We start from the raw sequence: 22,862 nt of genomic DNA, 5'->3' as shown, positions 1-22,862 counted from the left end.
CACCCACCATCGCTTCGGGGGATCACCCACCGCACTATCAGCGAGACGCTGGCGGGCATGGTGCAGAAGATCGACGCCACCTTGCAGCGCGCCGACGCGCTGGTGACGGCAGCCAGGGACGGAGCAACGCCGCGTCACGTTGTTGACCGGATCGTAGCGGCAGGCGGTGACGCCCGCGCCGAGGACCGGCGGACGATCGCGACCGCAGCCGCAGAGCTGAAGGATGCAACTCGGGCGCTTCAGGGCGTCACCGCATCGGCGCGGCGGGGCTACGAGCAGAACCGCTGGTTGATGTGGACGGCGATCGGCGGAGTGGTGCTCGGCATGGTGCTTTGGGCGGCGTTCGCCGGCGTCGTCGCGCGTGCCGTGCCGGCGAGCTGGCAATGGCCGGAAAAGATGGCGGCGCGAGCGCTCGACCTGTCAATGTGGGAAGGCGGGCAGCGGATGATGCAGGCCGCCTCGCCCACCGCGTTCCGCGCGATCATAGCGGCCGACAGGATGGTGTTGGCCAATCGCGAAACGATCGAAGGGTGCAGCAAGGCCGCAGCCCGAACGCGCGAGACGGTGCGATGCACAATCAAAGTTGGTGCTAGCCTTGAGGAGCAGCAGGATAGCGACCGCTAGTTCCTATTCACTGCAACTCGATTTTGGCATGATTGCTGGCTCACTTTTTACTGATTTGCCCTGCTGGTTGCGCGAGCCGGCGCGCCAAGCTGCGACTATCAAATAGATACCTGCGGCAATCATCGGCACGGTGAGCCACTGACCCATATGAAGCCCTGTTCTGGCTGTGAAGCCGACAAGCTGGGCATCCGGCTCCCGGAAGAATTCGACAATGAAGCGAGCGAGCCCATAGCCAAGAAGGAACACGCCGACGAGCATGCCAGGGCGACGTCGGGCGTTGGTAAACCAGAAAAGGCACGCGAGCACGGCAAACAAGACCAGTCCTTCCAGCCCGGCTTCGTAGAGCTGGCTCGGGTGACGCGCGAGGCCATCGCGACTTCCGGGGAACACAATCGCCCAAGGCACATCGGTGGGCTTTCCCCAAAGCTCACCATTCACGAAATTAGCGAGGCGGCCGAAGAACAGGCCGATCGGCACGGTGCAGGCGACATAATCATGGACCCGCAGCCATTCGAGGCCGTGTCGTCGCGCGAACAGGATCAGCGCGAGCGAGACGCCAGCTGCACCCCCGTGGAACGACATGCCGCCGTCCCACAGCTTGAGGATTTGCAGGGGGTCGAAGATCATCTCAGGACCGTAAAAGATCACATAGCCGAGACGGCCACCGAGGATAACGCCCAACGTCGCGTAGAACACGAGATCGTCGGCTTGTGCGCGGTTCATCGGGGCCGCTGGTTGGGCCAGCAGCCGCAGCAGATACCACCACCCGGCAATGATGCCGGCGATATAGGCCAGCGAGTACCAGCGGATGTCGAGCGGGCCTATGGAGATGGCTATCGGGCTCAATCCGAGGCTGGCGAATGCGATATGGCTATCCAAGGATTGTATCCTGCCTGCGAGAAGCGGCGCTCGAGCGCGCCATGGGTTATTCCGGTGCGATTGAAGCGCCGGCATCCTTGAGCGCCGCAAACCCGCCGGGGACGTGGGCGACATTCTCCACGCCCATCTCCTTGAGTGATTTTGCGGCCAGCGCCGAGCGGGCGCCGGACCCACAATAGAGCACCAACCGCGATCCACTGGCGAGTTTGGCATTGTGGGTGGGGCTTTCAGGATCGACCTGGAATTCCAGAAGGCCACGCGGGACATGCACCGCACCAGCCACCAGCCCCGATTTTGCGACTTCCCCTGGCTCGCGGATGTCAACGAACTGGACCTTGGGATTGCCGACAAGTTTGGCTGCATCGTCAGGCGCGATAGTTTCGACAATCGCATTCGCTTCGGAAACCAGTTGTTTCGAGGTGCGTGTTGGCATCGACTTTCTCCTGTAAATGAACCTGTATCGGATGGCTCAGCCCTGCTCGGACTTGCCGCCTATCTGGCGCAGCATTTCCGGCAAATCTGTCGGGCAATCACCGCAAAGCTTGTTTGCCGGAACGGCAACGTCGATCTTCTTTGGGTAGGGAAGATCGAGAGCGGCCATGATCGCGACGAATTCCTGAACGGTCTTGCCCGCAAGGCGCGGGTTCCGTTCACGCTCCTGCGCCACTGTCGTGATGTGGCGATGATTGTAGTCGTGAGCCGGGTAGATCAGACCATCGCCCGGCAGCGTGAAAATCTTCTGCGTGACGGAGTGATAAAGGGTGGCGGCGTCACCGTTTTGGAAGTCGGTGCGGCCACAGCCGTCGATTAGCAGGGCGTCGCCGGTGAAGGCGCGAAGACCATCGGGCTGCTCAACCAGGTAGGTATGGTGGGCGTCGGTGTGCCCCGGCGTAAACAGCGGCTGAAGCTTGAGCGCGCCGACAGTCAAAGGCTGGTCCTCGGCGACCCCCACGTCAGCACAGGGAAGGCCGTCCATGGCGGGGTACGCGATCTTGGAGCCGGTAAGGCTGCGCAGATAGCAGGCCGATGTGACGTGGTCCGCATGCACATGCGTCTCCAACGTATAAGCCAGTTCGAGATCCAGTTCCTGAAGCGCGGCAAGGTCGCGTTCGATCGTTTCGAGGACAGGATCGATCAGGACGGCTTTGCGCGTCTCCGGGCAACCGAGGAGGTAGGTGTAGGTCGAGGACTCCGGCTCGAACAACTGACGAAAGATCATGATCGGTCTCCAATGGTGTCTAGCCGCCGATCCCGCCTAGGCTGCGGAACAGCATGTAGGCGGCCACGGCCAGCAGGACGAAAGCGAAGATGCGGGTGAGCAAGCCCTTATGATCGGCGAGCCGGATGGCGGTTTGCATGCCGGCGACGCCGCCAGCGACCCCGCCAGCGATGAAGAAGCCGGCCACGCGCCAATCCACGAGTCCTGACAGGGCATAGTTGAGGGCTGTCGCCGATCCGAACGTTCCCACCGAAAACAGCGACGATCCGACCGCGTTGAGGATGGGCATGCCGATGCCGAGCATGATGCCGGGCACAATCAGGAAGCCGCCGCCGATGCCGAAGAACCCTGACAGGAGGCCGGCGAGAAGGCCGATCGCCACGAGCCGCACAGCGATGGGGCGCGTGATCCGCACGCCCGGGTCGCCGCCGCCGGATTTGCCGCGCAGCATGGAAACCCCCACCACGATCATCACGCCTGCGAACAGCACCAGGAGATGCTGACCCGCCACCATCTTGCCCAGGGTGGAGCCGATCAGGGCGCCTATGACGCCCGATGCCCCGAAGACGAGGGCGCAGGGCCACTTCACGGTTCCGGCCCGGGCGTGCTGGATCAGGTTGGCGAAGGCATTGGCGGCCACCGCCAGCGCGCTCGTGCCGATCGCGACGTGCGGGTCCTTCATGCCCACGACATACAGCAGCAACGGCAGGGCAAGGATCGAGCCGCCGCCGCCGATCACCCCGAGGGTAAAGCCGACGACGACACCGGATATGAGCGTGAGGATGTCGACCGGCGTCATGGGTTTGCCCCGGGCCTGGCTGCGCGATAACGTTCCTGAAGGGCGAAGACGCCCATGCCCGCCAGCATCGCCACGACGAACACCAGCGCCGCCGGCGCTCCGAGGCTCAGGGCGACCAGGGCCGGACCAGGGCAGTAGCCGACGAGGCCCCATCCGACGCCGAACAAAGCCGCGCCCGAGAGAAGCTTCTTGTCCAGGGACCGGGACGATGGCCCATTGAACGCCGGTGCGAAAAGCGGAGCATCGCGCCTTCGGCCGAGTGCAAATCCCAACGCTGAAACCATGACGGCCGAGGCCAGCACCAAGGCAAGGCTCGGGTCCCACGACGGCGCGGCGACATCAAGAAACGCCAGAACCTTGCTGGGGGCTATCATGGCGGAGACGATCAGGCCGAAGCCGAAAATGAGCCCCGAGGCGAGCGCGATGAGCAGCTTCCTCATTGCTCAGAGTCCGATGACGTGTCGGGCGACGTACACAGTCGCGGCCGCTGTGATGAGGAAGACGCCTGTCGCGGCGAGCGAGCGGGGCGAGAGCCTCGCTATTCCGCAGACGCCATGCCCGCTGGTGCAACCACTCCCGAGCCGAGTCCCAAATCCCACCAGAAGGCCGGCTGCGATCACGACGGCGACTGGGGCCGGCGACGTGAGGTCCGGTAGCAGGCCGCCCGCCGCCCGGTAGAGCAAGGGCGCGGCGAGCAGGCCGACCAGGAATGTTGCGCGCCAGGCCATCTCGCCGCGGACAGGCGCAAGCACCCCGCCGACGATGCCGCTGATTCCAGCGATGCGCCCATTGGCGATCCACAGGAAGGAAGCCGAGAGGCCGATTAGCGCGCCGCCCACGATGGCCGAGAATGGGGTGAAACCCTCCATCGTCAGGATTCTCTGCTCTCAGCTTCGTCACCGGCGCAAAAGAGTGCGTAGAGTTCCGTCAGGATCGGCAGCACGCGCTCGAACGTGATGCGGTAGAATATCGTCGTTTTCTCCCGCCGTGTTCCGACCAGGCCTTCGTCGCGCAGCGTGGCCAGATGGCGGGACAAATTCGACTGTGTCAGTCCGAGGCGTTCGCCCAGATCGGTTACCGACAACTCCCCGCCGAGCAGGCTGCACAGGATCATCAGACGGTGCCGGCTCGCAAGCGAACGGAGGAACGCTTCCGCTTCGCCGGCCTTTTCCTCCAGAAGCTCCGGAGACATTTTAACGAGGGAAGGTGGCACAGTTGCTCCAAACATCTTATATGTAGCATATATGATGGAGTGGTGTTCGATCAAGCGCCAGCTAGGAGGTTCCCCCCGTGAGCTACTATTTCGCCAAGCCATCGAGGCTCCTTCGAAGCGCCGGAGTGCGAGGTAACCCCATGCTGATCGACCAGGCTGTCCGTATCGCTTCCGAGCTGCGCTGCACGCTGGGACAGATTTAGATGCTCGATCGACGTTCGCTGTTGGCTGGCGGAGCGGCATTGTTCGCAACCACCGCTTGCTCGCGCTCCACGCCGGGCCTCGGCGGGGGAGGTGCAAACCCGCTTCCGATGCCGCCGCTGTTGGACGCACGGCCTGGCCGCTCATTCGCGCTACGGGTCCAGTCCGGAACGACTTCATTTTATCCAGGCCGGCCGAGTGACACGCTCGGGTATAATGGCAGCTATCTCGGACCGACGATCAGGGTGCGCCGTGGCGACGACGTGGCGGCTGTCGTGACCAACGGGCTCAACGCGGACACGACTGTGCATTGGCACGGGCTTCTGATCCCCGGAGAGCTGGATGGCGGCCCCCATCAGATCATCGCGCCGGGCGCGACCTGGCGGCCCACGCTCCCGATCCGGCAGCCCGCAGCGACCCTCCTTTATCACTCACACGTCCATGGGTTGACGGCCGAGCAAGTCTATTCGGGCCTGGCTGGGGCGTTGCTGGTAACCGACGACGAAGAGCAGGGCCTGGGGCTCCCGTCAGAATATGGCGTGGACGATCTGCCCCTGCTCATCCAGGATCGCCAGTTCGAAAATGGTCGCCTTGTCATGCCAGGCGGCATGATGGTCGCCATGCAGGGCCGGCGCGGCGACACGATCCTTGTGAACGGCGCGGTGAATCCGCTGGCGGCGGTGCCAAATCGGTTGGTTCGCCTGCGGCTCGTCAACGCATCGAACGCGCGGATTTATGAGCTGTCGTTTTCCGATCGGCGGAGCTTTCACTGGATCGGAACCGAAGGGGGGCTGCTCGAACACGCAGTGGCATTGGAAGCCATAACCTTGGCGCCGGGCCAACGTGCCGAGCTTCTCGTGGACTTCACGGACGGTAGGTCCGCCTCGCTGGTGACGGCGGCTGATACCAACAGCTCGATGATGGGCGGCATGGGTATGATGGGGCGTGGCGCCCGAAGGACCGATGCCGCGGCACCAGCGACCGTGCTGCGGTTTGAACCACGGCCGTTGGGACAGGCTCGTGCCAGCGGCGTCGTGCCGACCCTTCTGGCATCACGAACTGGGCCCGACGCCAGCAAGGCGGTGCGCCGTCGCCGTCTGAGCCTCAACATGGGCATGGGCGGCATGATGGGCTCAGGAAGCGGCGGTGGCGGCCTTACGATCAATGGCAAGCCATTCGACATGAATCGCATCGATGAGACGGTGAAGCTAGGCTCCACCGAAATATGGGAGGTGTCTGGCGAAATGATGCGCCACCCGATCCATATTCACGGCGTCCACTTTGATGTTCTCACCCGCGGTGGCGGGCAGCCCGATGTTCTCGACCAGGGGCCGCGCGACACGGTCCTCGTCAAGGAACCGGTGGAGCTTCTCATCCGATTTGATCAGCCGGCCAAGAGCGCTCCCTTCATGTATCACTGCCATATCCTTGAACATGAGGATAATGGAATGATGGGCCAGTTCAGTGTTGCGTAGGCGTAGGCTCCCACTTCTGGAGAGTTTATGCAGCGCCTACCGTCCAACAGGAGAGCAAGGTTGCCAAAAAGAGCTTTCGCCACATTTCTGCTCGCGGCAACGATGCTGACCGGCGGCACCTCGCTAGCTGCACAGGATAATCTGGTTTATCCCGTAATACCGGGATTTGGCGGGATCGTGGCCGTGCCCAGTGCTGCCGAGCGGCCCGATCCCAAGCTTCGCTACCGCGTCTTGTTCAATGTCACCAAGGCCGCAAGCTCTCCCGACAAAGTGAATCCCAGCCTTGAGAAGGTCGCGCGCTTCGTGAACCTGCTAGGCGCGGACAAGGTCCATCCGGCTGGTGACATCGCCGTCATCATTCATGGTCCCGCGACCCCGCTCGTCCTGCAGAACGCGCCATATGCGGCGCGTATGAAGGTAGCGGCCAACCCGAACGCTGCGCTGATTGCCGCTCTCCAGAAAGCCGGTGTTTCAATCCGCGTTTGCAGTCAGGCCATGGTCGGAAATGAGATCATGCCGAACCAAGTGGCTTCGGGCGTTGAGATCGATGATTCGGCGCTTACAACCTTGGCGAATCTACAAATCCGGGGTTACGCGCTCATCCCGGATTGAAAGGTGCGATACCCCCTCACCCGCAGCAGCCCGCCACGGTCCCGTTCGCCTTCGCCTCCTGAATCGGAGGGCATGGGACATCGCCGAACGAGCAGAACACGCAGCAGTCGCCGGCCAGGGGCCGCAGCACCGCCGCGCAATGTCGGCAATCATAGAAGAACTGGCAGGCGTTGGTGGGCATCGTCTCGGTCGCGACACCGCCGCACTCGGGACAGGTCAGCGTGGAGGTGAGCTGCATCAGGAAAGCGCCTTTATAAGCGGCGCTTCAATGCGATCCCATATCAGCGCGGTCAGCGTCAGGGTCGTGCCGATCGTGAGCATGATCGGAGTTGCGCGGGACGGTAGGGTCACGGTGCAGGACCGATCCGCAGCGCAGGTCCTCCGACGCCGCACATACGCCCACCACCCGGCAGCCAGGCCGACGAGGGAAAGCGCCGTCAGGGCCCAGCGCAGAGGCATCAGCGCGGCGAAGGTGCTCGACAGGCCCGCCCCCACGCCCAGCGCCGCCAGCGCGAGCGGCAAGACGCAGCAGGATGCGGCGGCTAGGACCGCGCCGAAGCTCGCCAGCGCACCCAGGGCGGATAGCCCCGCGTCGGCGCGGCGTGGCGATGCGGAAGCGGCCAGGGTTTCGTGCGGCAAAATCCTTTTATTCATCAGTCGTCTCCGGCGGAATAACCCCCTAATGCCTCCTGTAGCGGCTACAGGAGCAAGCGAATTATGAGGGATGAGAAAGGCCTAGCTATCGGCGAGTTGTCGCGCCGAACCGGCGTGAACATCGAGACGATCCGCTATTTCGAGCGCGTCGGCATTGTGGCGACCCCACCCCGCACGAGCGGGGGCCGGCGAGTATATGGGGCCGGCCACGTCCGCGTCCTTGGATTCATCCGTGGCGCGCGTGAACTCGGCTTCACCCCGGCCGAGGTGCGCGCGATCCTGTCACTTGGCGGTCCCGCGCAGGCGTCGTGCAGTGAGGTCCGCGAGATCGCGACCCACCACCTGGAGCGGGTTCGCGCGAAAATGGCAGACCTAGCGCAACTCGAAAGCCTGCTTGCCACGACGATCGACCGTTGCGAGGGCGACGGGGCGGCGAGTTGTGCCGTGATCGAATTGCTTGACCAATATACAACCACTTAGGTGTCAAAACCGGTCGGGGCTGTTGAAAAAAGGCCGGGTGATCCGATCGCGTTCCTAACGGGTTCCCTGCTTCGACACATCGGGAGCAGCGGCCATGATGGGTGAGCAACAGCGAGGCGGCAAGGGCGCAAGCTGGCGGGCGCTGGGAGCGATGATCCCCGCCGATCATATCCTGCACAGGATAGACGGGCTGATCGACCTGGGTGAACTGCGCGATGCGCTCGCGCCGCACTACAGTTGCCGTGGGCGTCCCTCGATCGCGCCTGAATTGCTGGTCCGCATGGCGCTGATCGCTCGCCTCTATGGCATCACGTCGGAGCGCCGTCTGTGTGAGGAAGTCCGCTTCAACCTCGCCTATCGCTGGTTCTGCCGATTGCCGCTCAACGCGCCGGTGCCGCACCACTCGACGTTTAGCAAGAACCGGCATGGCCGCTTCCGCGATGCTAGCATCTTCCGCATCCTGTTCGAGCAGACGGTGCGGCGCTGCGCCGATGCGGGGCTGATCGCCCACAAGGATGCCGCAATCGATGCATCGTTCGTCGCGGCCGATGCAAGCTGGCAGCGCAAGATGCGGGACGCCGACATGGCCGCGCCCCGGCTTCCCCGCCCGGTTTGTGAATGGCTGGCGGATCAGGCCAATGCTCCACCGCAGGAACATGGCGTACCGCGTGGCAAACCGGCCGAGGTGTCACGCACCGATCCGGCGTCGGCATGGTCGGCGCGCACGGCGCGGGGCCGGTTCGGCTATGCCTTCAATGTCCTGATTGACACGCCGGGAGGGGTGGCGATCGACGTGGAGGCCAGTCCCGCCCGCTTCGCCGCGGAAGTCGATGCGGGGCGGACCATGCTGGCACGGGCCGACAATCGGTTCGGCTATCGGCCAAAGCGTGTCGCGGCCGACACCGCCTATGGCAGCGCTGCGTTCCTGGCGTTCGTCACCGATCGCGGCACCATCCCGCATATCCCGGTGCTGGAACGATCCGAACAGACCAAGGGCAAATTCCCCCGCGAAGCCTTCCGCTATGAGCGGGAGCAGGACCGCTATGTCTGCCCCGCTGGGAAGATACTGCCCTTTCGCGGTGCCGATCGTCGGGCGGGCTTTCTCCGATACAGCGCCAGTCCTGCCGATTGCCGCGCCTGTCACCTCAAACGGAAATGCACCGCAGGCAGCAACAGGTCGGTCACGCACAGCGAATATGAGGACGTGCGTGAGATGGTGCGCGGCGAGATGCAGACGCCGCTATTCAAGCGGTCGATGCGGCTGCGCCGGGGTGTCGAGCGGGTGTTCGCCGATGCCAAAGGCAAGCGAGGGCTGACCCGCCTGCACCTTCGCGGACTGCCGGTGCCGAAGAAGAGTTTCTGTTGGGCGCGGCCATTGCCAATCTCGTGCTGTTAGCCCGCACCGACGCAAGACCGGCCCGGAACCGTCGCCCGCCCCCGGTGCCGGAACGCATCGAGCGCATGGCCCGGATCAGCCGTGGCCGGTTCGAGCAATCCTACTACGCGACGATCTTCTGACGCCGGTTAGCCGGGTTCGCGCTCGGCCGCAGGGAAGTGGCGATAGAAGGTAGAACGGCCGACCTGGAGCAGCTTCGCGACCTTCGCCGGTTTGTCGCCAGCCTTGAGCAGCTTGCGGGCGGTATCGAGCATGTCAGGCGTCATGACCGACTTGCGGCCTCCGCCCGTGTCGCCCTTGGCCCGTGCCGCTGCCAAACCGGCAATCGTCCGTTCCTTTATCAGTTCGCGCTCCATCTCCGCGACAGAAGCGAGGATATGGAACAGCAGACGGCCCGATGGGGTTGCCGTGTCGAACCCGTCCGTCAGGGACCGGAAATCAATCTTCCGAGCGGACAAGTCCGCCGCCAGTTCGATCAGGCCTCCGATCGATCGGCCAAGGCGATCGAGCTTCCATATCACCAGCGTGTCACCGGCCCGCACGAAATTGAGAGCTTCGGTCAGACCGGGACGGTTCAGCTTCGCGCCGCTCACCTTGTCGGTGAACAGCTTTTCACAGCCAGCCTTGGTCAGCGCATCGGTTTGTAGCGTCAGGTCCTGGTCGGAGGTCGAGACACGCGCATAACCAACCAGCATGAGTCCCGTTATCCCATCTCAAACAGCGAATTTCGGGACTCATATTTCGGGAACATATTTTGGGAAAGCCCCGGCGGGCATACAGCGGATTTTTGTGTCGGTCACGGTCGTCCCGTTGGAGGTTCCTTTACGGGAACGCCGATCAGGCTCTGGTTAGCTCAGTTTTGCGCGTGATAGTCCAATGCTCCAGTCGTTTGTAGACGATCACCTTGTCGCCGATCAGATCTCCATGCCGGCGACAGAAGAGGTCGAGCTGATCGCGATCGCCGACCAGTTCGACACAGATCGTCAGATGCGGATCGGCAATTTCCGAGCCGTTCTCCCGGATCGGTTCGTGATTGCTGAAGCCGTAATGGGTATTTTGCGCGACGGCGTTGATGATGCCGTCCGCCTTCGCGGTGCGAATCAGCTCGCGATAGAGCGGCTTTGCCCCCCAGAAGCGACGCGGGCCGATCTTGTCGGACGGTTTCAGATAGATGCGCAGCATCCCGACTTCGCGGTGATGGACGGTGAAACGATTGGGCATGACGGGCTTTCGACAGGAAACAGGATCAGGCGCGCGTGCGCCGGCGAGAAGCGCGGTGCGTGCGGGCATCGCGCAGGGTCGCGTCGGGTGTGAGGTGTGCGGCAGGTACCTTTGGCACAGCGACGCGCTGCGACAGGTAGATGCCGTTGTGGCCTGAGCAGAGGTAGGCGACGAAGCACGCGACTGCGATCGGCACCGTATAGGCCGCGCCGAACAACTCGATCCCCATGAACGTGCAAGCCAGCGGTGTGTTGGCCGCGCCCGCGAACAGCGCGACGAAGCCGATCGCTGCGAATAGCCCCGACGGTACTCCGAACATCGGCGCGAGCGCATTGCCGAGCGCCGCGCCGATAAAGAACAGTGGCGTGACCTCGCCCCCCTTGAAGCCCGCGCTCAGGGTCACGACGGTAAAGAGCAGCTTCAGCGCCCAGCTCCACGAGTGCGTATCGGGACCAAAGAAGCTGGCGATGGTCAGGCTGTCCGGTGTCGCGGCGAGCGTACCCAGGCCAAGATAGTCGCGGGTTCCGAGCAGCCAGACCAGCGCAATCACGGCCAGCCCGCCGATAACGGGTCGTAGTGGGCCATAGGGGATCACGCGCTTCAACCATCCGCCCAGCGCGTGATTGGCCTCGGCAAAGGTCAGCCCGGTCAGACCGAAGGCAATGCCGGCGACACCGGCCTTGGCGACGAGCAGCGCGTCGACCGGCACCAGCGCATCGACATGGTAGACGCCGTGATGAATGCCCCAGGCAAGACAGGTCCAGTCACCGACCAGCGCCGCGACCAGGCATGGCACCAGCGCGCGATACTCGACCCGACCGATCGCCAGCACCTCCAGTGCAAAGACCGCGCCCGCAATCGGCGTCCCGAAGACCGCGCCGAACCCAGCCGCGATCCCGGTCATAAGGAGGGTGCGTGTCGCTTCCGCATCCAATCTGAGCGCGCGTCCAAACCCGCTGGCAAGACTGCCGCCCAACTGCACGGCGGTGCCTTCACGTCCCGCCGATCCCCCGAACAGATGTGTCACGACCGTGCCGAAGAAGATGAGCGGAGCCATGCGCAGCGGCACGCCGCCCCCCGGTTCGTGGATTTGCTCGACGATGAGGTTGTTGCCGCCTTCGACCGAGCGCCCTGTCAGATGGTAGAGCAGTCCGACCACGAACCCGCCGATCGGCAGCAGGTAGAGCAGCCAGGGAAAGGCGAAGCGAAGCCGGGTTACGGCGTCGAGGCTCCGCAGGAAGGCCGCGCAGAGCGTTCCCACCGCTGCGGCCATCGGGACCAGGATCAAAGCCCACCGCAGTACCGACGTGGCATGGGTGCGGCGATCGCGAATGAACGCTGCCATGTTGAACTGGTCATAGAGATTGCGAAATGTCGCGCGCACGATTCCTCCTTGCTGCCTTGCGGCGCCTGGTAGGAATCATCGGCCCTTGCGAGGGCGGTTCGACCGAATGGCCCGGCGGAAATCCATCGCCGTGCCTGCGCATATGCTGTCCGACCGCGACCCGGTCAACCAACCGCAGAAGGATGAGACTATCGTTTTGGTGAGGACCGATAAAATGGCTTTGGCCACGGAATAAACCCCGACGAGCATCGTCTACGCTTTCGAGACCGATGCGCTGGAGGCTTATGCGTAGACGAGATTGGATGCTGGGTCTGACGGCTTCGGCCCTACTTACCGGCGCAGTCGCGGCCGCCCCCGCCGATGGCTACGCTACCATGATGTCTGTCGCGATGGACCGGATGATGGCGGGCATGATGGTCAAGCCGTCCGGTGACGTCGACCGCGACTTCGTGGCGATGATGCTTCCGCATCATCAGGGTGCCATCGATATGGCGGTGGCGGAGCTGCGCTACGGCCATAACGAGCAGCTCAAGCGCATCGCGCAGGAAATCATCATCGATCAGCAGCAGGAGATCGCCGCCATGAAGCTGGCGATCGGCCAGCCGCTACCGCCTTCGACGCCAGCCCCGACGCAGGGCGGCGACCACCATAGCCCTATGGAGCACTGACATGATCCGGACCATCCTGCGCTCGGCCGCCTTGCTGATGAGCGCCGCACCGGGCCTCGCCATGGCCCAGCAGGCGCCGTGGAACGCTAAGGACATGCCCGTCAGCCACCGCGACCGCGTCTATGCGTCTGAACAATTCTCCAACACGGTGTCGGTGACCGACCCGGCCGACAACCGGCTGCTCGGCGTCATCAAACTCGGCGATCCCCAGCCGATGAACTTCTCCCCGCTCTACAAGGGACAGGTGCTGGTTCACGGCCTGGGCTTCTCGCCGGACGGGAAGACCTTGGCGGTCGTGTCGATCGGATCGAACGCCGTGTCGTGGATCGACACCGCCACCAACACCGTCAAGCACACGACCTATGTCGGGCGCAGTCCGCACGAGGCGTTCTTCACGCCGGACGGCAAGGAGGTGTGGGTCACGGTCCGCGGCGAGGATTATATCGCCGTGCTCGACCCCACGACGTACAAGGAGACGGGGCGCATCAAGACGCCCGGTGGTCCGGGCATGACGATCTTCTCTCCCGATGGCCGGTACGGCTATGTCTGCTCTTCGTTCAATCCGGTATTGGCTGTGTTCGATGTCGCGACCCACGCGCAGGTCGGACAGGTGGCGCAGCCAAGCCCCTTCTGCCCCAACATCGCCGCGACGCCGGACGGCAAGCAAGTGTGGTTTACGCTGAAGGACATCGGCAAGACGGTCGCATTCGATGCTCGGCCACCCTTCGCGATCCTGAAGGTGCTGGATACCGGGCCTATCACGAACCATGTCAATTTCGCCCGCACGGCCAAGGGGCAGTTCGCGTATGTGACGGTCGGCGGAGAGAATGTGGTCAAGGTGTTCCGCACGTCCGACTTCACGCCGGTGGCAACAATTCCGGTCGGCAAGATGCCGCACGGTGTTTGGCCATCGGGCGACGGCCGGCGCGTTTATGTCGGGCTAGAGAATTCCGATGAGCTGGCCGCGATCGACACTGCCGGCAACACGGTCGTCGCTACCGTGCCGGTCGGACAGGCACCGCAGGCGATCGCCTATGTGTCGAACGCAGTTCCGACAGGCCCCGGCACCGACAATCTCCAGCCGCTCGGCACAGCGGGCAAGGCGCTGCATCTGACCATGGGGCCGATTGGCGGCAAAGGTACGGCAAGCAGCATCACCCTCTTCGACCAGGGCATCATTCAGGTCGTGCAGAGTGCCGTTACCGGTTTGCAGCCCAAGAAGCCTTACATGCTCGTACTGACCGCCAATGCGGACGGCAGCGGCGCTGTAGAGCCGCTTGCGAACTTCATGAGCAACCCGGCAGGTGCGGCGATCGTCAACGCATCGGGTCCGATCCGCCAGATCGTTCAGGGCAGCACCGCGACACCCCGGCGCTTTCTGGCGGTTGCGGAGGTGGTGAACGGCGCGCCGGGGCGCATCGTGCAGGTGCAGCGCGACTGAGATGGACCCGCTTGCCGCCGCGATCGAACCGCTGATCCCCGGGCTGCGCCGCTATGCCCGGTCGTGGTTGCGCGACCGGGTGATGGCGGATGACGTGGTGCAGGATTGCCTGGAGCGCGCGGTCGGGCGCTGGCGACAGCGACGGGGTGCGGAGGTCCGCCCGTGGGTCTATGCGATCCTGCACAATTTGTTGGTCGATCATCAGCGGCAGCATAGCCGGCGAGGTACGGCGGTTCCGCTCCACCTCGTGGACGACGCCGCGCTCGGCCGCCCGGCCGATCAGGACACAGGCCTGCACCACCGCGACCTGCTGCGCGCGCTTGATGCGTTGCCTGAAGAACAGCGAACGGTGCTGCTCCTGGTCTCGGTCGAGGGCCTGCCCTATGCGGAGGTCGCTGCCGTAGTCGGCGTGCCGCTGGGCACGGTAATGTCGCGCATATCGCGGGGGCGCGACCGTCTGGCGACCCTCCTCCGGGAGGGTGAACGGCCGCGATTGAGGAGCGTGCAATGACCAGCCCGATCGGCGAGGACGATCTGGCCGCATGGATCGATGGCAGGCTGTCGCCCGAGCGGCAGCGCCTGGTCGACGCCTATCTTGAAGGCCAGCCGGACGTGCATGCCCGTGTGCGAGAGCAGGCGGAGCAGGCGCGAGCCCTTGCATCCCTGTTCGCCCCCGTCGCGGATGAACCGATCCCGGCGACGATGCGCGTGGCAGCGATCAGGGGACGGCAACGGCAACCGCGTTGGCAGCTCGCCATCGCCGCGTCACTTCTGCTGGCGTTGGGGTTTGGCGGTGGCTGGTCGAGCGCGCGGTGGAGCGGCGAACCCCGCGCGGGCATCGCGGCGCTGGCCAACGAGGCGAGTGATAATTTCCGTGTCTATGCCGCCGACCGGATACGACCGGCGGAGATCGGCCCCGACCAGCGCGCCATGCTGATCCGATGGACCTCCGCTCGATTGGGTGAGCGCGTCACGATCCCGGACCTCAGCACGGCCGGCTATCGCTATGGCGGGGGGCGACTGGTCGCGACGCCCCACGGCCCTGCGGCACTGCTCCTCTACGACGGACCGCAAGCGTCGAAACTTGCGGTGCTGACGAGGCCCATGCAGATCGACAAGACCGCGAGCATGACCAGCACGTCCAGCGGGACCATGGGCCGGGTCACATGGGCGGTCGACGGGATCGGCTATAGTGTGGTGGGCGAGCGACCCGCGGCCGAACTGCATCCGATCGCCGATGAAGTCCGGCGTCAGGCAGATGCCGCGCTTGTGTCCTGATAGCGCCTTGCCGCCTCCCGGCGCCGACGGGCACCGGGCGGTCCAGCGCGATCACGGCTTGCGCTCGACATCCTTCCTGTCGGTCTCGGCCGGCGTCAGACGGGCTCGCTCGCGGATGCGGCGTTCCAGCGGCGCGCCGACGAACAGGACGAGCATTGCAAGGCTCACCCCGCCGATGATGAGCGGCCACACCGCCAACCCTGCTGCCGCGCCGATCGTGGCTGTCACCCAGATGCACGCGGCGGTCGCCAATCCATGCACTTCCTGACCCTGGCCGACCCGCAGCACCGCACCGGCACCGATGAAGCCGACGCCGGACAGAATGCCCTGCATCGCCCGTCCTGCGGCATCGGCGTTCACGTTCGGCAAGCCACTATGCACGATCGCCTGAACGGCGATGCAACTCGCCAGACCGACCAGACCCAGCGTCCGCAGGCCCATGATCTGCCGGTTCTCACGCGAGCGTTCCCAGCCGAGCACCATCCCGGCCGCGGTCGCCACCACCAGCCGGCCAATCGCATCGATCCAGAAAGCGACGTCCGGTGCCGCTGATGCTTCGATCATTCGACCAGCACGTGAACGTGATGCCAGGCGGTGCACAGATAGCCGGCGAAATTCCACATCGTATCCGGCCGCTCGGGCTGTCCCTGCCCGGTCTCGTCGAAGGCACGGGCGACAAGGTGCTGGCGTCCCTTGGCAAGTGTGGCGTCAAGGATCCAGCGCCGCCAGCCCCAGCGCGTCTCCGGATCATCGGCGAAGGTCGCCTGTTGCCAGTCGCGACCGCCGTTCACCGACACTTCGATCCGAGAAATACGGCGGTCATAGGCAATGGCATATCCCTCAATCCGCACCTCTCCGGCGGCCAAACTCTCGCCCGCACCGGGCGAGCAGATCGCGGCGTTGAGCGGCATGGCATTGATCGTCAGACCCTGGCTCCAGTCGACGGTGTCGCTCGTCACAGCGGCGGGGAAGAGCTTGTAGTCGTGCGCCTGGATCGGTGCCTCGGAGGGCGTTTCACGCACCTCGATCCGTGTCAGCCATTTGGCGCTGCGGACCCCGGCATAGCCAGGCACCACCATGCGGAGCGGGGCGCCATGTTCGGGCGTCAGCGGCTCGCCATTCATCGCCCAGGCGAGGAGTACGTCGGGCTCCCGCGCCTTGCTCATGGCGATCGATACCCCGAACAAGGCTTCTTCACCCTCCACGTCCACCTCGTCCGCGCCGGTGAACGCCACGAACAGCTCGGACGCATCCGGCGCGCCGACCGCATCGAGCACATCGGCCAAGCGTACGCCGGTCCACTCCGCATTGCCGATCGCGCCTACGTCCCACGGATCGCCGGAGGTGTTGGCGACCTGCTGGAGATCGGTACGCCGGTTGCCGGCGCACTGGAGAACCGCCGTTACCGTGCGCGTGGCAAACGTGCTCTTCAGTTCCTGCACCGAGAAGAAGCGGCTCGCCATGCCCCTCCCGCTCACCTCGATCCGATGATTGGCGGGCAGATCCGGCACCGGCCCGTGGCTGCGCACGTAGAACAGCGCCTGCGGCGTCAGAAACCGCTCGATCAACGCACCGGGCGTCGGCTCGGCATTGTAGGGATCAGAACTGCGCTCGATCATATCGGTCATGGACGATCAAACGTCGCGGGCACGCGTAACGCTTCAAGTCTTCGAGACCATCGCAGACGAAAGGCTGCCGACCATTCCGATATCCAGATTGGAATGACCATATCAAACGGTTGGTCGTATCGATCTAAGTACGCGATATATGCTGCATGACTTTGGAGCAGCTCAGAATATTCGTCGGTGTCGCGGAGCGCGAACACGTCACCAAGGCAGCGGAGGCGCTGAACGTCACGCAGTCTGCTGCCTCCGGGGCGGTTGCGGCCCTCGAAGCGCGCTACGGCGTTCCGCTGTTCCACCGCGTCGGGCGTGGCATCCAGCTTACCGAGGCAGGCCGCGGCTTTCTGGAGGAAGCGCGCGCGGTGCTGGGGCGGGCAGCGCATGCCGAGACGATGCTCGCGGACTATGCCGGGCTCGCGCGTGGTTCGTTGCGGATCGTCGCCAGCCAGACGATCGCGAGCTATTGGTTGCCGGCAAAGCTCGCCGCCTTCCACGAACGCCACCCACAGATCGCGGTCGAGCTGGCGATCGACAACACCGAAGGCGCGGCAGCGCAGGTGTTGAGCGGCGCGGCGGAACTCGGCTTTGTCGAGGGCGAGGTGGACGAACCGGCGCTTGCCCACTGGAATGTCGGGCATGACCCAATGGTGCTGGTCGGCCGCGAGGAAGCCGAACGCATCGACGAGGCCTGGCTGCGCACTACACGCTGGATCGTCCGTGAGCAGGGATCGGGTACGCGCTCGACTTTCGAGGACGTGCTGCGAACGCGCGGGTTTGATCCGGCCCAGCTGACGATAGCGATGACGCTGCCGTCCAACGAGGCGGTGCGCACCGCCGTTGAGGCCGGTGCCGGCGTTGCCGTCTTGTCGCGATTGGTCGTCGCGCGCGCGCTCAAGGCTGGCGATCTCGTCGAGCTGCCGCTCGGGCTGCCCGACCGCGCCTTTCACGCGCTGCGCCACAAGGAACGCTATCGCACCCGCGCGGCCGACGCGCTGACGGATCTCATCAAGGAGCAGGTCGCATGACTGCCGACACGCACTCCGTTCTCAGCGGCCTCAAGCCGCTCAGCCGGCTCGATCACCCCCGCGAGATGATCCGCCAGTTCACGCCCAACTGGTTCGCCGCGACGATGGGCACGGGCATCCTTGCCCTCGCGCTGCCGCAGGTGCCCGGCATCGGGCCTTCGCTTAAACCTGTCGGCGAGGTGTTGTGGTTCTTCAATATCGCGCTCTTCGCGCTGTTCGCCGGCCTCTATGGCGCGCGCTGGGTGATGTTCGGGCACGAGGCGCGGCGCATCTTCGGGCACAACACCGTGTCGATGTTCATCGGGACCATTCCGATGGGGCTGGCGACGATCATCAACGGCTGTCTCGCCTTCGGCATCGCGCGGTTCGGAAATGGCATCGTGCCGGTCGCGCATATCCTGTGGTGGATCGACGTCGCCATGTCGCTCGCCTGCGGCGTGCTGATCCCCTACCTGATGTTTACCCGCCACGAGCACAGCCTGGACGGCATGACCGCCGTATGGCTGCTGCCGGTCGTCGCTGCCGAAGTGGCGGGCGCCAGCGGCGGGCTGCTCGCGCCGCATCTAACCGATCCCCACGCGCAGATAGTGACGCTCGCGACCTCCTATGTGCTGTGGGCCTATTCGGTGCCGGTCGCGTTTGGCATCCTCGCCATCCTCATCCTGCGCATGGCACTCCACAAGTTGCCGCATGAAAGCATGGCGGCATCTTCCTGGCTGGCGCTGGGGCCGATCGGCACGGGTGCTCTGGGCATGCTGGTGCTCGGCGCGGATGCGCCGGCGATCCTCACCGCGCACGGGCTAGCCGGCGTCGGCACCGTCGCGCAGGGGATCGGCGTTGTCGCCGGGCTCTGCCTTTGGGGTTTCGGCCTGTGGTGGCTGGCGCTCGCGACGCTTATCACCATCCGCTACTGGCGCGCGGGCGTGCCGTTCAACCTCGGCTGGTGGGGCTACACCTTCCCGCTCGGCGTCTACACCGTCGCCACCTTCCGCCTCGGCACGACGCTGAACCTTATGTTTTTCGGTATCGTCGGCACGGTGCTGACGGTTGCGCTCGCGGCGATGTGGCTGCTGGTCGGTGCCAAGACGCTAGCCGGTGCATGGCGGGGCAACCTGTTCGTCTCGCCCTGCATCGCCACCCCGAACTGATCCGCCATGATGATCGGATCAGTCGGTCCGATCACTTGCAGAATGCCCCTTCGATCCGCCAGCGTGACTGGCCACAGGAGAGCCTTGTCATGGACAATTTCGACGCCGGGCTGGCGAGTGAGACCAGCCGTCGCCGCTTCCTCAGCCATGCCGCGCTCGGCACCGCCGGCCTTGCCGCCGCGCCGGCACTGGCGCAGCAGCTCGTCGACCTGAAGCTGCCCGGCGGCAATGCCGAGCGGCCGATGACCAGCGCCTTTCCCGGCAAGGGCAGCATGATCCTCCAGCGCGTCCATCCACCCTTGCTGGAGACGCCGATGGAGGTCTTCGACAAGTCGGTGTTCACGCCCAACGACCAGTTCTTCGTCCGCTGGCACTGGGCCGACATACCGACCTCGATCGACGTCGAAAGTTTCCGCCTCAACGTCTTCGGCCACGTCAATCGGCCGCTGTCGATCAGCCTCGCTCAGCTGCTGCGCCTTCCACGGGTCGAGATGGCGGCGGTGAACCAGTGCTCGGGCAACAGCCGCGGGCTGTTCCAGCCGCGCGTCGCCGGCGCGCAATGGGGCAATGGCGCGATGGGCAACGCCAAGTGGCTCGGCGTTCGCCTGCGCGACGTGCTCGACCTCGCCGGGGTCAAGGCAGGCGCGGTGCAGGTGCGCTTCGGCGCTCTCGATCAGCCGGTCGTGGCGGGCGCTCCTGACTTCGAGAAGGCACTCGACATCGACCATGCCCGCGACGGCGAGGTCATGATCGCCTTCGGCATGAACGGCGAGCAACTGCCGCTCCTCAACGGCTTTCCCTGCCGGCTGATCGTGCCGGGCTGGTACTCGACCTATTGGGTCAAGATGCTGAACGCGATCGAGGTACTGCCCGGCCCTGACGACCAGTATTGGATGGCCAAGGCCTACAAGATCCCCGCGACACCCGGCGCGAATGTCGCGCCCGGTGCCAAGGACTTCCCGACCGTACCGATCAATCGCATGATCCCGCGTAGCTGGATGACCAGCCTGCCCGATGGTCAGGCGATCGCCTATGAAGCGTCGATCCCGGTCGGCGGCATCGCAATGGGCGGCGATTGCGGCGTCGCCAAGGTCGATGTGTCGTCGGACGGTGGCCGCACCTGGTACAGGACGACGCTCGGAGCGGACGAGGGCAGGTACAGCTTCCGGCGCTGGGACGGGCGGGTGCCGCTGAGACGCGGGCCTAACCCCATCATGGTGCGCTGCTGGAACACCAACGGTGTCGCTCAGCCGATGAAGCCGATCTGGAATCCCGGCGGGTTCATGCGCGGCAACATTGAAACCACCACCATCATCGCGGCCTGAGGAGCGAGCAAATCATGAAGACTCCGTCTCCCGGCATGATGGCTGCTGGCCTGATCGGCCTGACCGGCATCATCCTCGTCTCGATCGGCGCGCCGAGCAGCCGCAAGGCGCCCGTTCCGATCTCCGAGATGTCTGAGCCGGCACCGGCCGCCAGCGTGTCAGCGCGCGGCTTCTCGCTTGCCTCGACCAGCGTCGACCTGCCGGCCGACGACGCGACCTACCCCGACGGTCCGCACGCCGACGTCATCAATGCCAATTGCACCTCGTGCCACTCAGCCAGCATGGCGCTGACCCAGCCTGCGCTATCGGCGGATCAGTGGAAGGCGACCGTCACCAAGATGCGTGAGGTGTATAAGGCGCCAGTGGCCGAGAAGGACGTCGATGCGATCGTTGCTTATCTCACCGCTATGCCGAGCCAGAAGGTGGCACCCGCGACCGGCAAGGCGCAGGACCCGGACCCCAAAGTGGCTCCTGATGTCTCAGGTGGAACCGGCTAACCGATCTACTTCCATAATCCCGAAATACCATCCCAATCGGGACGGTGTCGGAGCCGTCCGGTTGTGACACTGCCCCCCGCCTTCGCTTTTCCGCGGGTTTATAGGTGTCATAACCCTGCATCGAAGCGCGTCAGACGCCGAACTGAATCACTTGGGATCAGCAGCAGGTGCAGAAGTCGTTCCGGCACCTTTCGCTCTGTCCAGGGCCGTCACCCGCTTGACCTGCGCGATGCTGCATCCGGCAAGCTCCGCGGTTTTCGCGATGCTCATGCCCGCCTCGCGCAGACCTACGATGCGTCGATGGTGGGCGAGATCCGGCTTGCGGCCGGTGTAACGCCCCGCCCTCTTCGCAACTTCGATGCCCTCGCGCTGCCGCTCGCGCCGGGTCTCATAGTCATCCCGAGCCGTCTGCAGCGCGACGCGCAACAGCATGTCCTGCACCGCCTCGAGCACGATTCGCGCCACGCCGGCGCTGTCGGCTACTAAGTCAGACAGGTCCACGATGCCCGGCACCGCCAACTGCGCCCCTCTACCCCGGATCGTCTCCACCAGAAGCTCTGCCTCCGGCAGAGGCAGGCGGCTGATGCGGTCGATCTTCTCGGCCACCACCACCTCGCCCGGCTGCAGGTCCGCCACCATGCGCAGCAGCTCGGATCGGTCGGGCCGCGCGCCTGATGCCTTTTCCCGGTAGACCGCCGCAATGTAGAAGCCTGCCGCCCGCGCGCCCGCCACGATGCTCTCCTGACGTGTCAGGTCCTGCTCGTCCGTGCTCACACGCAGGTAAACCCGCGCCGCCTTCATCTCGATGCCTGCCATTTGCTCGTCACTTCAGCCCGGCCTTCTTGGGTATACCCTTGTGAGCCAATCATGCAGCAGGCGGCTCAGAACGGCAAGTGCCGGTCCTACGGAGCCTAGCTAAGCAGACCGGGTCTAAGTAGCTGCTCCATTATTGATGAACGATATTTCGGTGACCAGCCGTGCATCGATCCCTCCCTGCACGCTGGCGTCCGACGTTGCCCTCCGGTATAAAGCCGTTGGACAGGTCAGAGCAGCGGGATTGGTGCAGATGGAAGCACAGAGGGTCAAAATCGTGGACGGTGGTAAGCTCGTGATCCCGGCGGCAATGCGCCGTGAGCTCGGGATCACCACGGGTGACACCGTTCTCGTCGATGTGGACGATGGCGAATTGCGGGTACGTTCCGTACCTAAGGCACTTGAGCGTGCTCGCGCCATCCTGCGCAAGTATGTGCCCGAAGGCGTCGGCTTGGCTGACGAGCTGATCGCGGAGCGTCGGCGTGAGGCGGAGCGTGAGTAGCAAAGTCGTACTCGACGCCTCCGCCCTGCTCTGTCTTCTGAACGATGAACCCGGGGCGGATAGGGTAGTCGACGTCCTGACCCGCAGCATCATCGGAACAGCCAACCTCGCAGAGGTCGTCTCCAAGCTACGGGACCGGGGATTGCCGCTCGACGAGGTGCGTGAGGCGCTTGGCGGGCTGCATCTTGATGTCCGGCCGCTCACTCCTGCCCAGGCACTCATAGTAGGCGACCTCCGGCCAGCCACGAAGGCGCTCGGTCTTTCTCTCGGCGATCGGACGTGCCTTGCTTTGGCGATCGACCTGCAAGCCGAGATGCTCACAACGGACGGGCCACTTGCGAGTGCCGATGTAGGCATCACCATCACCAACGTGCGCCCTCTGGCAGAGTAGTCGCACGTTCGTGCTTTTAGGTACGGCACTCTGC

At 64.6% G+C, this 22,862-nt stretch carries 30 protein-coding genes and 1 riboswitch; of the genes, 15 read left to right on the top strand and 15 right to left on the bottom strand.

The window, feature by feature from the left end; all coding sequences use genetic code 11:
* Nucleotides 1-57 precede the first annotated feature (57 nt).
* Nucleotides 58-624, top strand: coding sequence for a DUF6118 family protein (locus tag SP6_RS14190; RefSeq protein WP_007016080.1), 567 nt, complete (start codon nt 58-60; stop codon nt 622-624).
* A 3-nt stretch (nt 625-627) separates the two neighbouring features.
* Here the strand turns inward: SP6_RS14190 and lgt are convergent, their stop codons facing one another.
* From lgt to SP6_RS14155, 7 genes are read right to left on the bottom strand one after another with little or no spacing between them, the layout of a single operon-like run.
* A complete protein-coding gene (gene lgt / locus SP6_RS14185; RefSeq protein ID WP_007016079.1) occupies nt 628-1,503 on the bottom strand; it encodes a prolipoprotein diacylglyceryl transferase in 876 nt (291 codons plus the stop codon).
* A gap of 46 nt (nt 1,504-1,549) precedes the next feature.
* Entirely contained in the window at nt 1,550-1,936 is a 387-nt protein-coding gene (locus SP6_RS14180; protein ID WP_004213269.1) for a rhodanese-like domain-containing protein, read from the bottom strand.
* A 36-nt stretch (nt 1,937-1,972) separates the two neighbouring features.
* Nucleotides 1,973-2,722, bottom strand: coding sequence for an MBL fold metallo-hydrolase (locus SP6_RS14175; protein WP_007016078.1), 750 nt, complete (start codon nt 2,720-2,722; stop codon nt 1,973-1,975).
* A 19-nt stretch (nt 2,723-2,741) separates the two neighbouring features.
* Nucleotides 2,742-3,521, bottom strand: a complete 780-nt coding sequence (locus tag SP6_RS14170) for a sulfite exporter TauE/SafE family protein (protein ID WP_007406237.1) — start codon at nt 3,519-3,521, stop codon at nt 2,742-2,744.
* Nucleotides 3,518-3,961, bottom strand: coding sequence for a DUF6691 family protein (locus tag SP6_RS14165; protein ID WP_004213266.1), 444 nt, complete (start codon nt 3,959-3,961; stop codon nt 3,518-3,520). The genes SP6_RS14170 and SP6_RS14165 overlap by 4 nt, the downstream gene beginning before the upstream one ends.
* A gap of 3 nt (nt 3,962-3,964) precedes the next feature.
* Nucleotides 3,965-4,390 (bottom strand): YeeE/YedE family protein, encoded by a 426-nt coding sequence (locus tag SP6_RS14160; protein WP_004213265.1) that lies wholly within the window; start codon nt 4,388-4,390, stop codon nt 3,965-3,967.
* A gap of 2 nt (nt 4,391-4,392) precedes the next feature.
* On the bottom strand, nt 4,393-4,713 hold the full coding sequence (locus SP6_RS14155; RefSeq protein WP_037569480.1) for an ArsR/SmtB family transcription factor: 321 nt from the start codon (nt 4,711-4,713) through the stop codon (nt 4,393-4,395).
* A gap of 224 nt (nt 4,714-4,937) precedes the next feature.
* Here SP6_RS14155 and SP6_RS14150 point away from each other — a divergent pair, with 224 nt between their 5' ends.
* Nucleotides 4,938-6,410 carry a multicopper oxidase family protein gene (locus tag SP6_RS14150; protein ID WP_007016074.1) on the top strand — a complete coding sequence of 491 codons (1,473 nt, stop codon included), beginning with the start codon at nt 4,938-4,940 and terminating at the stop codon, nt 6,408-6,410.
* A gap of 102 nt (nt 6,411-6,512) precedes the next feature.
* Nucleotides 6,513-7,022 (top strand): DsrE family protein, encoded by a 510-nt coding sequence (locus SP6_RS14145; protein ID WP_007406276.1) that lies wholly within the window; start codon nt 6,513-6,515, stop codon nt 7,020-7,022.
* A gap of 16 nt (nt 7,023-7,038) precedes the next feature.
* On the opposite strand, the gene SP6_RS14140 is transcribed toward SP6_RS14145, so the two are convergent.
* Together SP6_RS14140 and SP6_RS14135 are read right to left on the bottom strand one after the other, a co-directional pair.
* Nucleotides 7,039-7,260 carry a GDCCVxC domain-containing (seleno)protein gene (locus SP6_RS14140; protein ID WP_004213258.1) on the bottom strand — a complete coding sequence of 74 codons (222 nt, stop codon included), beginning with the start codon at nt 7,258-7,260 and terminating at the stop codon, nt 7,039-7,041.
* Nucleotides 7,260-7,676 (bottom strand): mercuric transporter MerT family protein, encoded by a 417-nt coding sequence (locus tag SP6_RS14135; protein ID WP_004213257.1) that lies wholly within the window; start codon nt 7,674-7,676, stop codon nt 7,260-7,262. The genes SP6_RS14140 and SP6_RS14135 overlap by 1 nt, the downstream gene beginning before the upstream one ends.
* Before the next feature lie 63 nt (nt 7,677-7,739).
* On the opposite strand from SP6_RS14135, the gene SP6_RS14130 reads away from it, so the two are divergent.
* Entirely contained in the window at nt 7,740-8,156 is a 417-nt protein-coding gene (locus SP6_RS14130; RefSeq protein ID WP_007406252.1) for a MerR family transcriptional regulator, read from the top strand.
* Nucleotides 8,157-8,253: 97 nt separating this feature from the next.
* Nucleotides 8,254-9,552 carry a transposase gene (locus SP6_RS14125; RefSeq protein ID WP_232252451.1) on the top strand — a complete coding sequence of 433 codons (1,299 nt, stop codon included), beginning with the start codon at nt 8,254-8,256 and terminating at the stop codon, nt 9,550-9,552.
* 128 nt (nt 9,553-9,680) lie between these two features.
* On the opposite strand, the gene SP6_RS14120 is transcribed toward SP6_RS14125, so the two are convergent.
* The 3 genes from SP6_RS14120 to SP6_RS14110 all read right to left on the bottom strand — a co-directional run bounded on the left by SP6_RS14120 (nt 9,681) and on the right by SP6_RS14110 (nt 12,157).
* Nucleotides 9,681-10,247, bottom strand: coding sequence for a recombinase family protein (locus SP6_RS14120; RefSeq protein ID WP_007406260.1), 567 nt, complete (start codon nt 10,245-10,247; stop codon nt 9,681-9,683).
* 142 nt (nt 10,248-10,389) lie between these two features.
* A complete protein-coding gene (locus SP6_RS14115) occupies nt 10,390-10,734 on the bottom strand; it encodes a DUF190 domain-containing protein (protein ID WP_232252452.1) in 345 nt (114 codons plus the stop codon).
* 64 nt (nt 10,735-10,798) lie between these two features.
* A complete protein-coding gene (locus SP6_RS14110; protein WP_007406263.1) occupies nt 10,799-12,157 on the bottom strand; it encodes a voltage-gated chloride channel family protein in 1,359 nt (452 codons plus the stop codon).
* A 23-nt stretch (nt 12,158-12,180) separates the two neighbouring features.
* A riboswitch (Fluoride riboswitch) is annotated at nt 12,181-12,257 on the bottom strand.
* Nucleotides 12,258-12,387: 130 nt separating this feature from the next.
* Here SP6_RS14110 and SP6_RS14105 point away from each other — a divergent pair.
* Genes SP6_RS14105 through SP6_RS14090 form a run of 4 tightly spaced genes read left to right on the top strand, consistent with a single transcriptional unit; the run spans nt 12,388 to nt 15,505 of the window.
* Nucleotides 12,388-12,786 carry a DUF305 domain-containing protein gene (locus tag SP6_RS14105; RefSeq protein ID WP_037569481.1) on the top strand — a complete coding sequence of 133 codons (399 nt, stop codon included), beginning with the start codon at nt 12,388-12,390 and terminating at the stop codon, nt 12,784-12,786.
* A gap of 1 nt (nt 12,787) precedes the next feature.
* Nucleotides 12,788-14,227 carry a YncE family protein gene (locus tag SP6_RS14100; protein ID WP_007406255.1) on the top strand — a complete coding sequence of 480 codons (1,440 nt, stop codon included), beginning with the start codon at nt 12,788-12,790 and terminating at the stop codon, nt 14,225-14,227.
* A 1-nt stretch (nt 14,228) separates the two neighbouring features.
* Nucleotides 14,229-14,738, top strand: a complete 510-nt coding sequence (locus tag SP6_RS14095; RefSeq protein ID WP_007406239.1) for an RNA polymerase sigma factor — start codon at nt 14,229-14,231, stop codon at nt 14,736-14,738.
* On the top strand, nt 14,735-15,505 hold the full coding sequence (locus tag SP6_RS14090) for an anti-sigma factor family protein (RefSeq protein WP_007406229.1): 771 nt from the start codon (nt 14,735-14,737) through the stop codon (nt 15,503-15,505). The genes SP6_RS14095 and SP6_RS14090 overlap by 4 nt, the downstream gene beginning before the upstream one ends.
* 51 nt (nt 15,506-15,556) lie before the next feature.
* Here the strand turns inward: SP6_RS14090 and SP6_RS14085 are convergent, their stop codons facing one another.
* Nucleotides 15,557-16,069: an MgtC/SapB family protein gene (locus SP6_RS14085; RefSeq protein ID WP_007406274.1), complete on the bottom strand. Its 513-nt coding sequence runs from the start codon at nt 16,067-16,069 to the stop codon at nt 15,557-15,559.
* Complete coding sequence (locus SP6_RS14080) at nt 16,066-17,133, bottom strand: molybdopterin-dependent oxidoreductase (RefSeq protein ID WP_007406227.1); 1,068 nt, start codon at nt 17,131-17,133, stop codon at nt 16,066-16,068. The genes SP6_RS14085 and SP6_RS14080 overlap by 4 nt, the downstream gene beginning before the upstream one ends.
* Before the next feature lie 146 nt (nt 17,134-17,279).
* On the opposite strand from SP6_RS14080, the gene SP6_RS14075 reads away from it, so the two are divergent.
* The 4 genes from SP6_RS14075 (at nt 17,280) to SP6_RS14060 (ending at nt 21,122) form a co-directional block, all read left to right on the top strand.
* The gene (locus tag SP6_RS14075) at nt 17,280-18,152 is read left to right on the top strand and encodes a LysR family transcriptional regulator (protein WP_007406272.1); all 873 of its coding nucleotides are present in this window, start codon (nt 17,280-17,282) and stop codon (nt 18,150-18,152) included.
* On the top strand, nt 18,149-19,300 hold the full coding sequence (locus SP6_RS14070; protein WP_007406242.1) for a TDT family transporter: 1,152 nt from the start codon (nt 18,149-18,151) through the stop codon (nt 19,298-19,300). The genes SP6_RS14075 and SP6_RS14070 overlap by 4 nt, the downstream gene beginning before the upstream one ends.
* Nucleotides 19,301-19,389: 89 nt before the next feature.
* Entirely contained in the window at nt 19,390-20,625 is a 1,236-nt protein-coding gene (locus SP6_RS14065) for a molybdopterin-dependent oxidoreductase (RefSeq protein WP_007406293.1), read from the top strand.
* Between the two features lie 14 nt (nt 20,626-20,639).
* On the top strand, nt 20,640-21,122 hold the full coding sequence (locus SP6_RS14060) for a c-type cytochrome (RefSeq protein ID WP_007406258.1): 483 nt from the start codon (nt 20,640-20,642) through the stop codon (nt 21,120-21,122).
* A 147-nt stretch (nt 21,123-21,269) separates the two neighbouring features.
* Here the strand turns inward: SP6_RS14060 and SP6_RS14055 are convergent, their stop codons facing one another.
* On the bottom strand, nt 21,270-21,923 hold the full coding sequence (locus tag SP6_RS14055; RefSeq protein WP_007406279.1) for a recombinase family protein: 654 nt from the start codon (nt 21,921-21,923) through the stop codon (nt 21,270-21,272).
* A gap of 151 nt (nt 21,924-22,074) precedes the next feature.
* Between SP6_RS14055 and SP6_RS14050 the strand changes: the two genes are divergently transcribed.
* Together SP6_RS14050 and SP6_RS14045 are read left to right on the top strand one after the other, a co-directional pair.
* Nucleotides 22,075-22,437 carry an AbrB/MazE/SpoVT family DNA-binding domain-containing protein gene (locus tag SP6_RS14050; RefSeq protein ID WP_202795898.1) on the top strand — a complete coding sequence of 121 codons (363 nt, stop codon included), beginning with the start codon at nt 22,075-22,077 and terminating at the stop codon, nt 22,435-22,437.
* Nucleotides 22,430-22,828, top strand: coding sequence for a type II toxin-antitoxin system VapC family toxin (locus SP6_RS14045; RefSeq protein ID WP_037569483.1), 399 nt, complete (start codon nt 22,430-22,432; stop codon nt 22,826-22,828). The genes SP6_RS14050 and SP6_RS14045 overlap by 8 nt, the downstream gene beginning before the upstream one ends.
* Nucleotides 22,829-22,862: the final 34 nt, after the last annotated feature.

This window comes from Sphingomonas paucimobilis NBRC 13935 (assembly GCF_000739895.2).
GTDB lineage: Bacteria > Pseudomonadota > Alphaproteobacteria > Sphingomonadales > Sphingomonadaceae > Sphingomonas > Sphingomonas paucimobilis.
The sequence above is the reverse complement of the archived record's forward strand: the minus strand, read 5'-3'. Positions and strand labels throughout refer to the sequence as shown.

What these genes read in the sequence shown, in the direction of transcription:
- SP6_RS14130 (WP_007406252.1), top strand. Translation starts at nt 7,740, where the DNA reads ATGAGGGATGAGAAAGGCCTAGCTATCGGCGAGTTGTCGCGCCGAACC.
- SP6_RS14120 (WP_007406260.1), bottom strand. Translation starts at nt 10,247, where the DNA reads ATGCTGGTTGGTTATGCGCGTGTCTCGACCTCCGACCAGGACCTGACG.
- SP6_RS14190 (WP_007016080.1), top strand. Translation starts at nt 58, where the DNA reads ATGGTGCAGAAGATCGACGCCACCTTGCAGCGCGCCGACGCGCTGGTG.
- SP6_RS14165 (WP_004213266.1), bottom strand. Translation starts at nt 3,961, where the DNA reads ATGAGGAAGCTGCTCATCGCGCTCGCCTCGGGGCTCATTTTCGGCTTC.
- SP6_RS14075 (WP_007406272.1), top strand. Translation starts at nt 17,280, where the DNA reads ATGACTTTGGAGCAGCTCAGAATATTCGTCGGTGTCGCGGAGCGCGAA.
- SP6_RS14090 (WP_007406229.1), top strand. Translation starts at nt 14,735, where the DNA reads ATGACCAGCCCGATCGGCGAGGACGATCTGGCCGCATGGATCGATGGC.
- SP6_RS14070 (WP_007406242.1), top strand. Translation starts at nt 18,149, where the DNA reads ATGACTGCCGACACGCACTCCGTTCTCAGCGGCCTCAAGCCGCTCAGC.
- SP6_RS14060 (WP_007406258.1), top strand. Translation starts at nt 20,640, where the DNA reads ATGAAGACTCCGTCTCCCGGCATGATGGCTGCTGGCCTGATCGGCCTG.
- SP6_RS14160 (WP_004213265.1), bottom strand. Translation starts at nt 4,390, where the DNA reads ATGGAGGGTTTCACCCCATTCTCGGCCATCGTGGGCGGCGCGCTAATC.
- SP6_RS14065 (WP_007406293.1), top strand. Translation starts at nt 19,390, where the DNA reads ATGGACAATTTCGACGCCGGGCTGGCGAGTGAGACCAGCCGTCGCCGC.
- SP6_RS14170 (WP_007406237.1), bottom strand. Translation starts at nt 3,521, where the DNA reads ATGACGCCGGTCGACATCCTCACGCTCATATCCGGTGTCGTCGTCGGC.
- SP6_RS14100 (WP_007406255.1), top strand. Translation starts at nt 12,788, where the DNA reads ATGATCCGGACCATCCTGCGCTCGGCCGCCTTGCTGATGAGCGCCGCA.
- SP6_RS14140 (WP_004213258.1), bottom strand. Translation starts at nt 7,260, where the DNA reads ATGCAGCTCACCTCCACGCTGACCTGTCCCGAGTGCGGCGGTGTCGCG.
- SP6_RS14050 (WP_202795898.1), top strand. Translation starts at nt 22,075, where the DNA reads ATGAACGATATTTCGGTGACCAGCCGTGCATCGATCCCTCCCTGCACG.
- SP6_RS14175 (WP_007016078.1), bottom strand. Translation starts at nt 2,722, where the DNA reads ATGATCTTTCGTCAGTTGTTCGAGCCGGAGTCCTCGACCTACACCTAC.
- SP6_RS14145 (WP_007406276.1), top strand. Translation starts at nt 6,513, where the DNA reads ATGCTGACCGGCGGCACCTCGCTAGCTGCACAGGATAATCTGGTTTAT.
- SP6_RS14085 (WP_007406274.1), bottom strand. Translation starts at nt 16,069, where the DNA reads ATGATCGAAGCATCAGCGGCACCGGACGTCGCTTTCTGGATCGATGCG.
- SP6_RS14150 (WP_007016074.1), top strand. Translation starts at nt 4,938, where the DNA reads ATGCTCGATCGACGTTCGCTGTTGGCTGGCGGAGCGGCATTGTTCGCA.
- SP6_RS14080 (WP_007406227.1), bottom strand. Translation starts at nt 17,133, where the DNA reads ATGACCGATATGATCGAGCGCAGTTCTGATCCCTACAATGCCGAGCCG.
- SP6_RS14135 (WP_004213257.1), bottom strand. Translation starts at nt 7,676, where the DNA reads ATGAATAAAAGGATTTTGCCGCACGAAACCCTGGCCGCTTCCGCATCG.
- SP6_RS14055 (WP_007406279.1), bottom strand. Translation starts at nt 21,923, where the DNA reads ATGAAGGCGGCGCGGGTTTACCTGCGTGTGAGCACGGACGAGCAGGAC.
- SP6_RS14115 (WP_232252452.1), bottom strand. Translation starts at nt 10,734, where the DNA reads ATGCTGCGCATCTATCTGAAACCGTCCGACAAGATCGGCCCGCGTCGC.
- SP6_RS14095 (WP_007406239.1), top strand. Translation starts at nt 14,229, where the DNA reads ATGGACCCGCTTGCCGCCGCGATCGAACCGCTGATCCCCGGGCTGCGC.
- SP6_RS14125 (WP_232252451.1), top strand. Translation starts at nt 8,254, where the DNA reads ATGGGTGAGCAACAGCGAGGCGGCAAGGGCGCAAGCTGGCGGGCGCTG.
- SP6_RS14180 (WP_004213269.1), bottom strand. Translation starts at nt 1,936, where the DNA reads ATGCCAACACGCACCTCGAAACAACTGGTTTCCGAAGCGAATGCGATT.
- SP6_RS14105 (WP_037569481.1), top strand. Translation starts at nt 12,388, where the DNA reads ATGCGCTGGAGGCTTATGCGTAGACGAGATTGGATGCTGGGTCTGACG.
- SP6_RS14155 (WP_037569480.1), bottom strand. Translation starts at nt 4,713, where the DNA reads ATGTCTCCGGAGCTTCTGGAGGAAAAGGCCGGCGAAGCGGAAGCGTTC.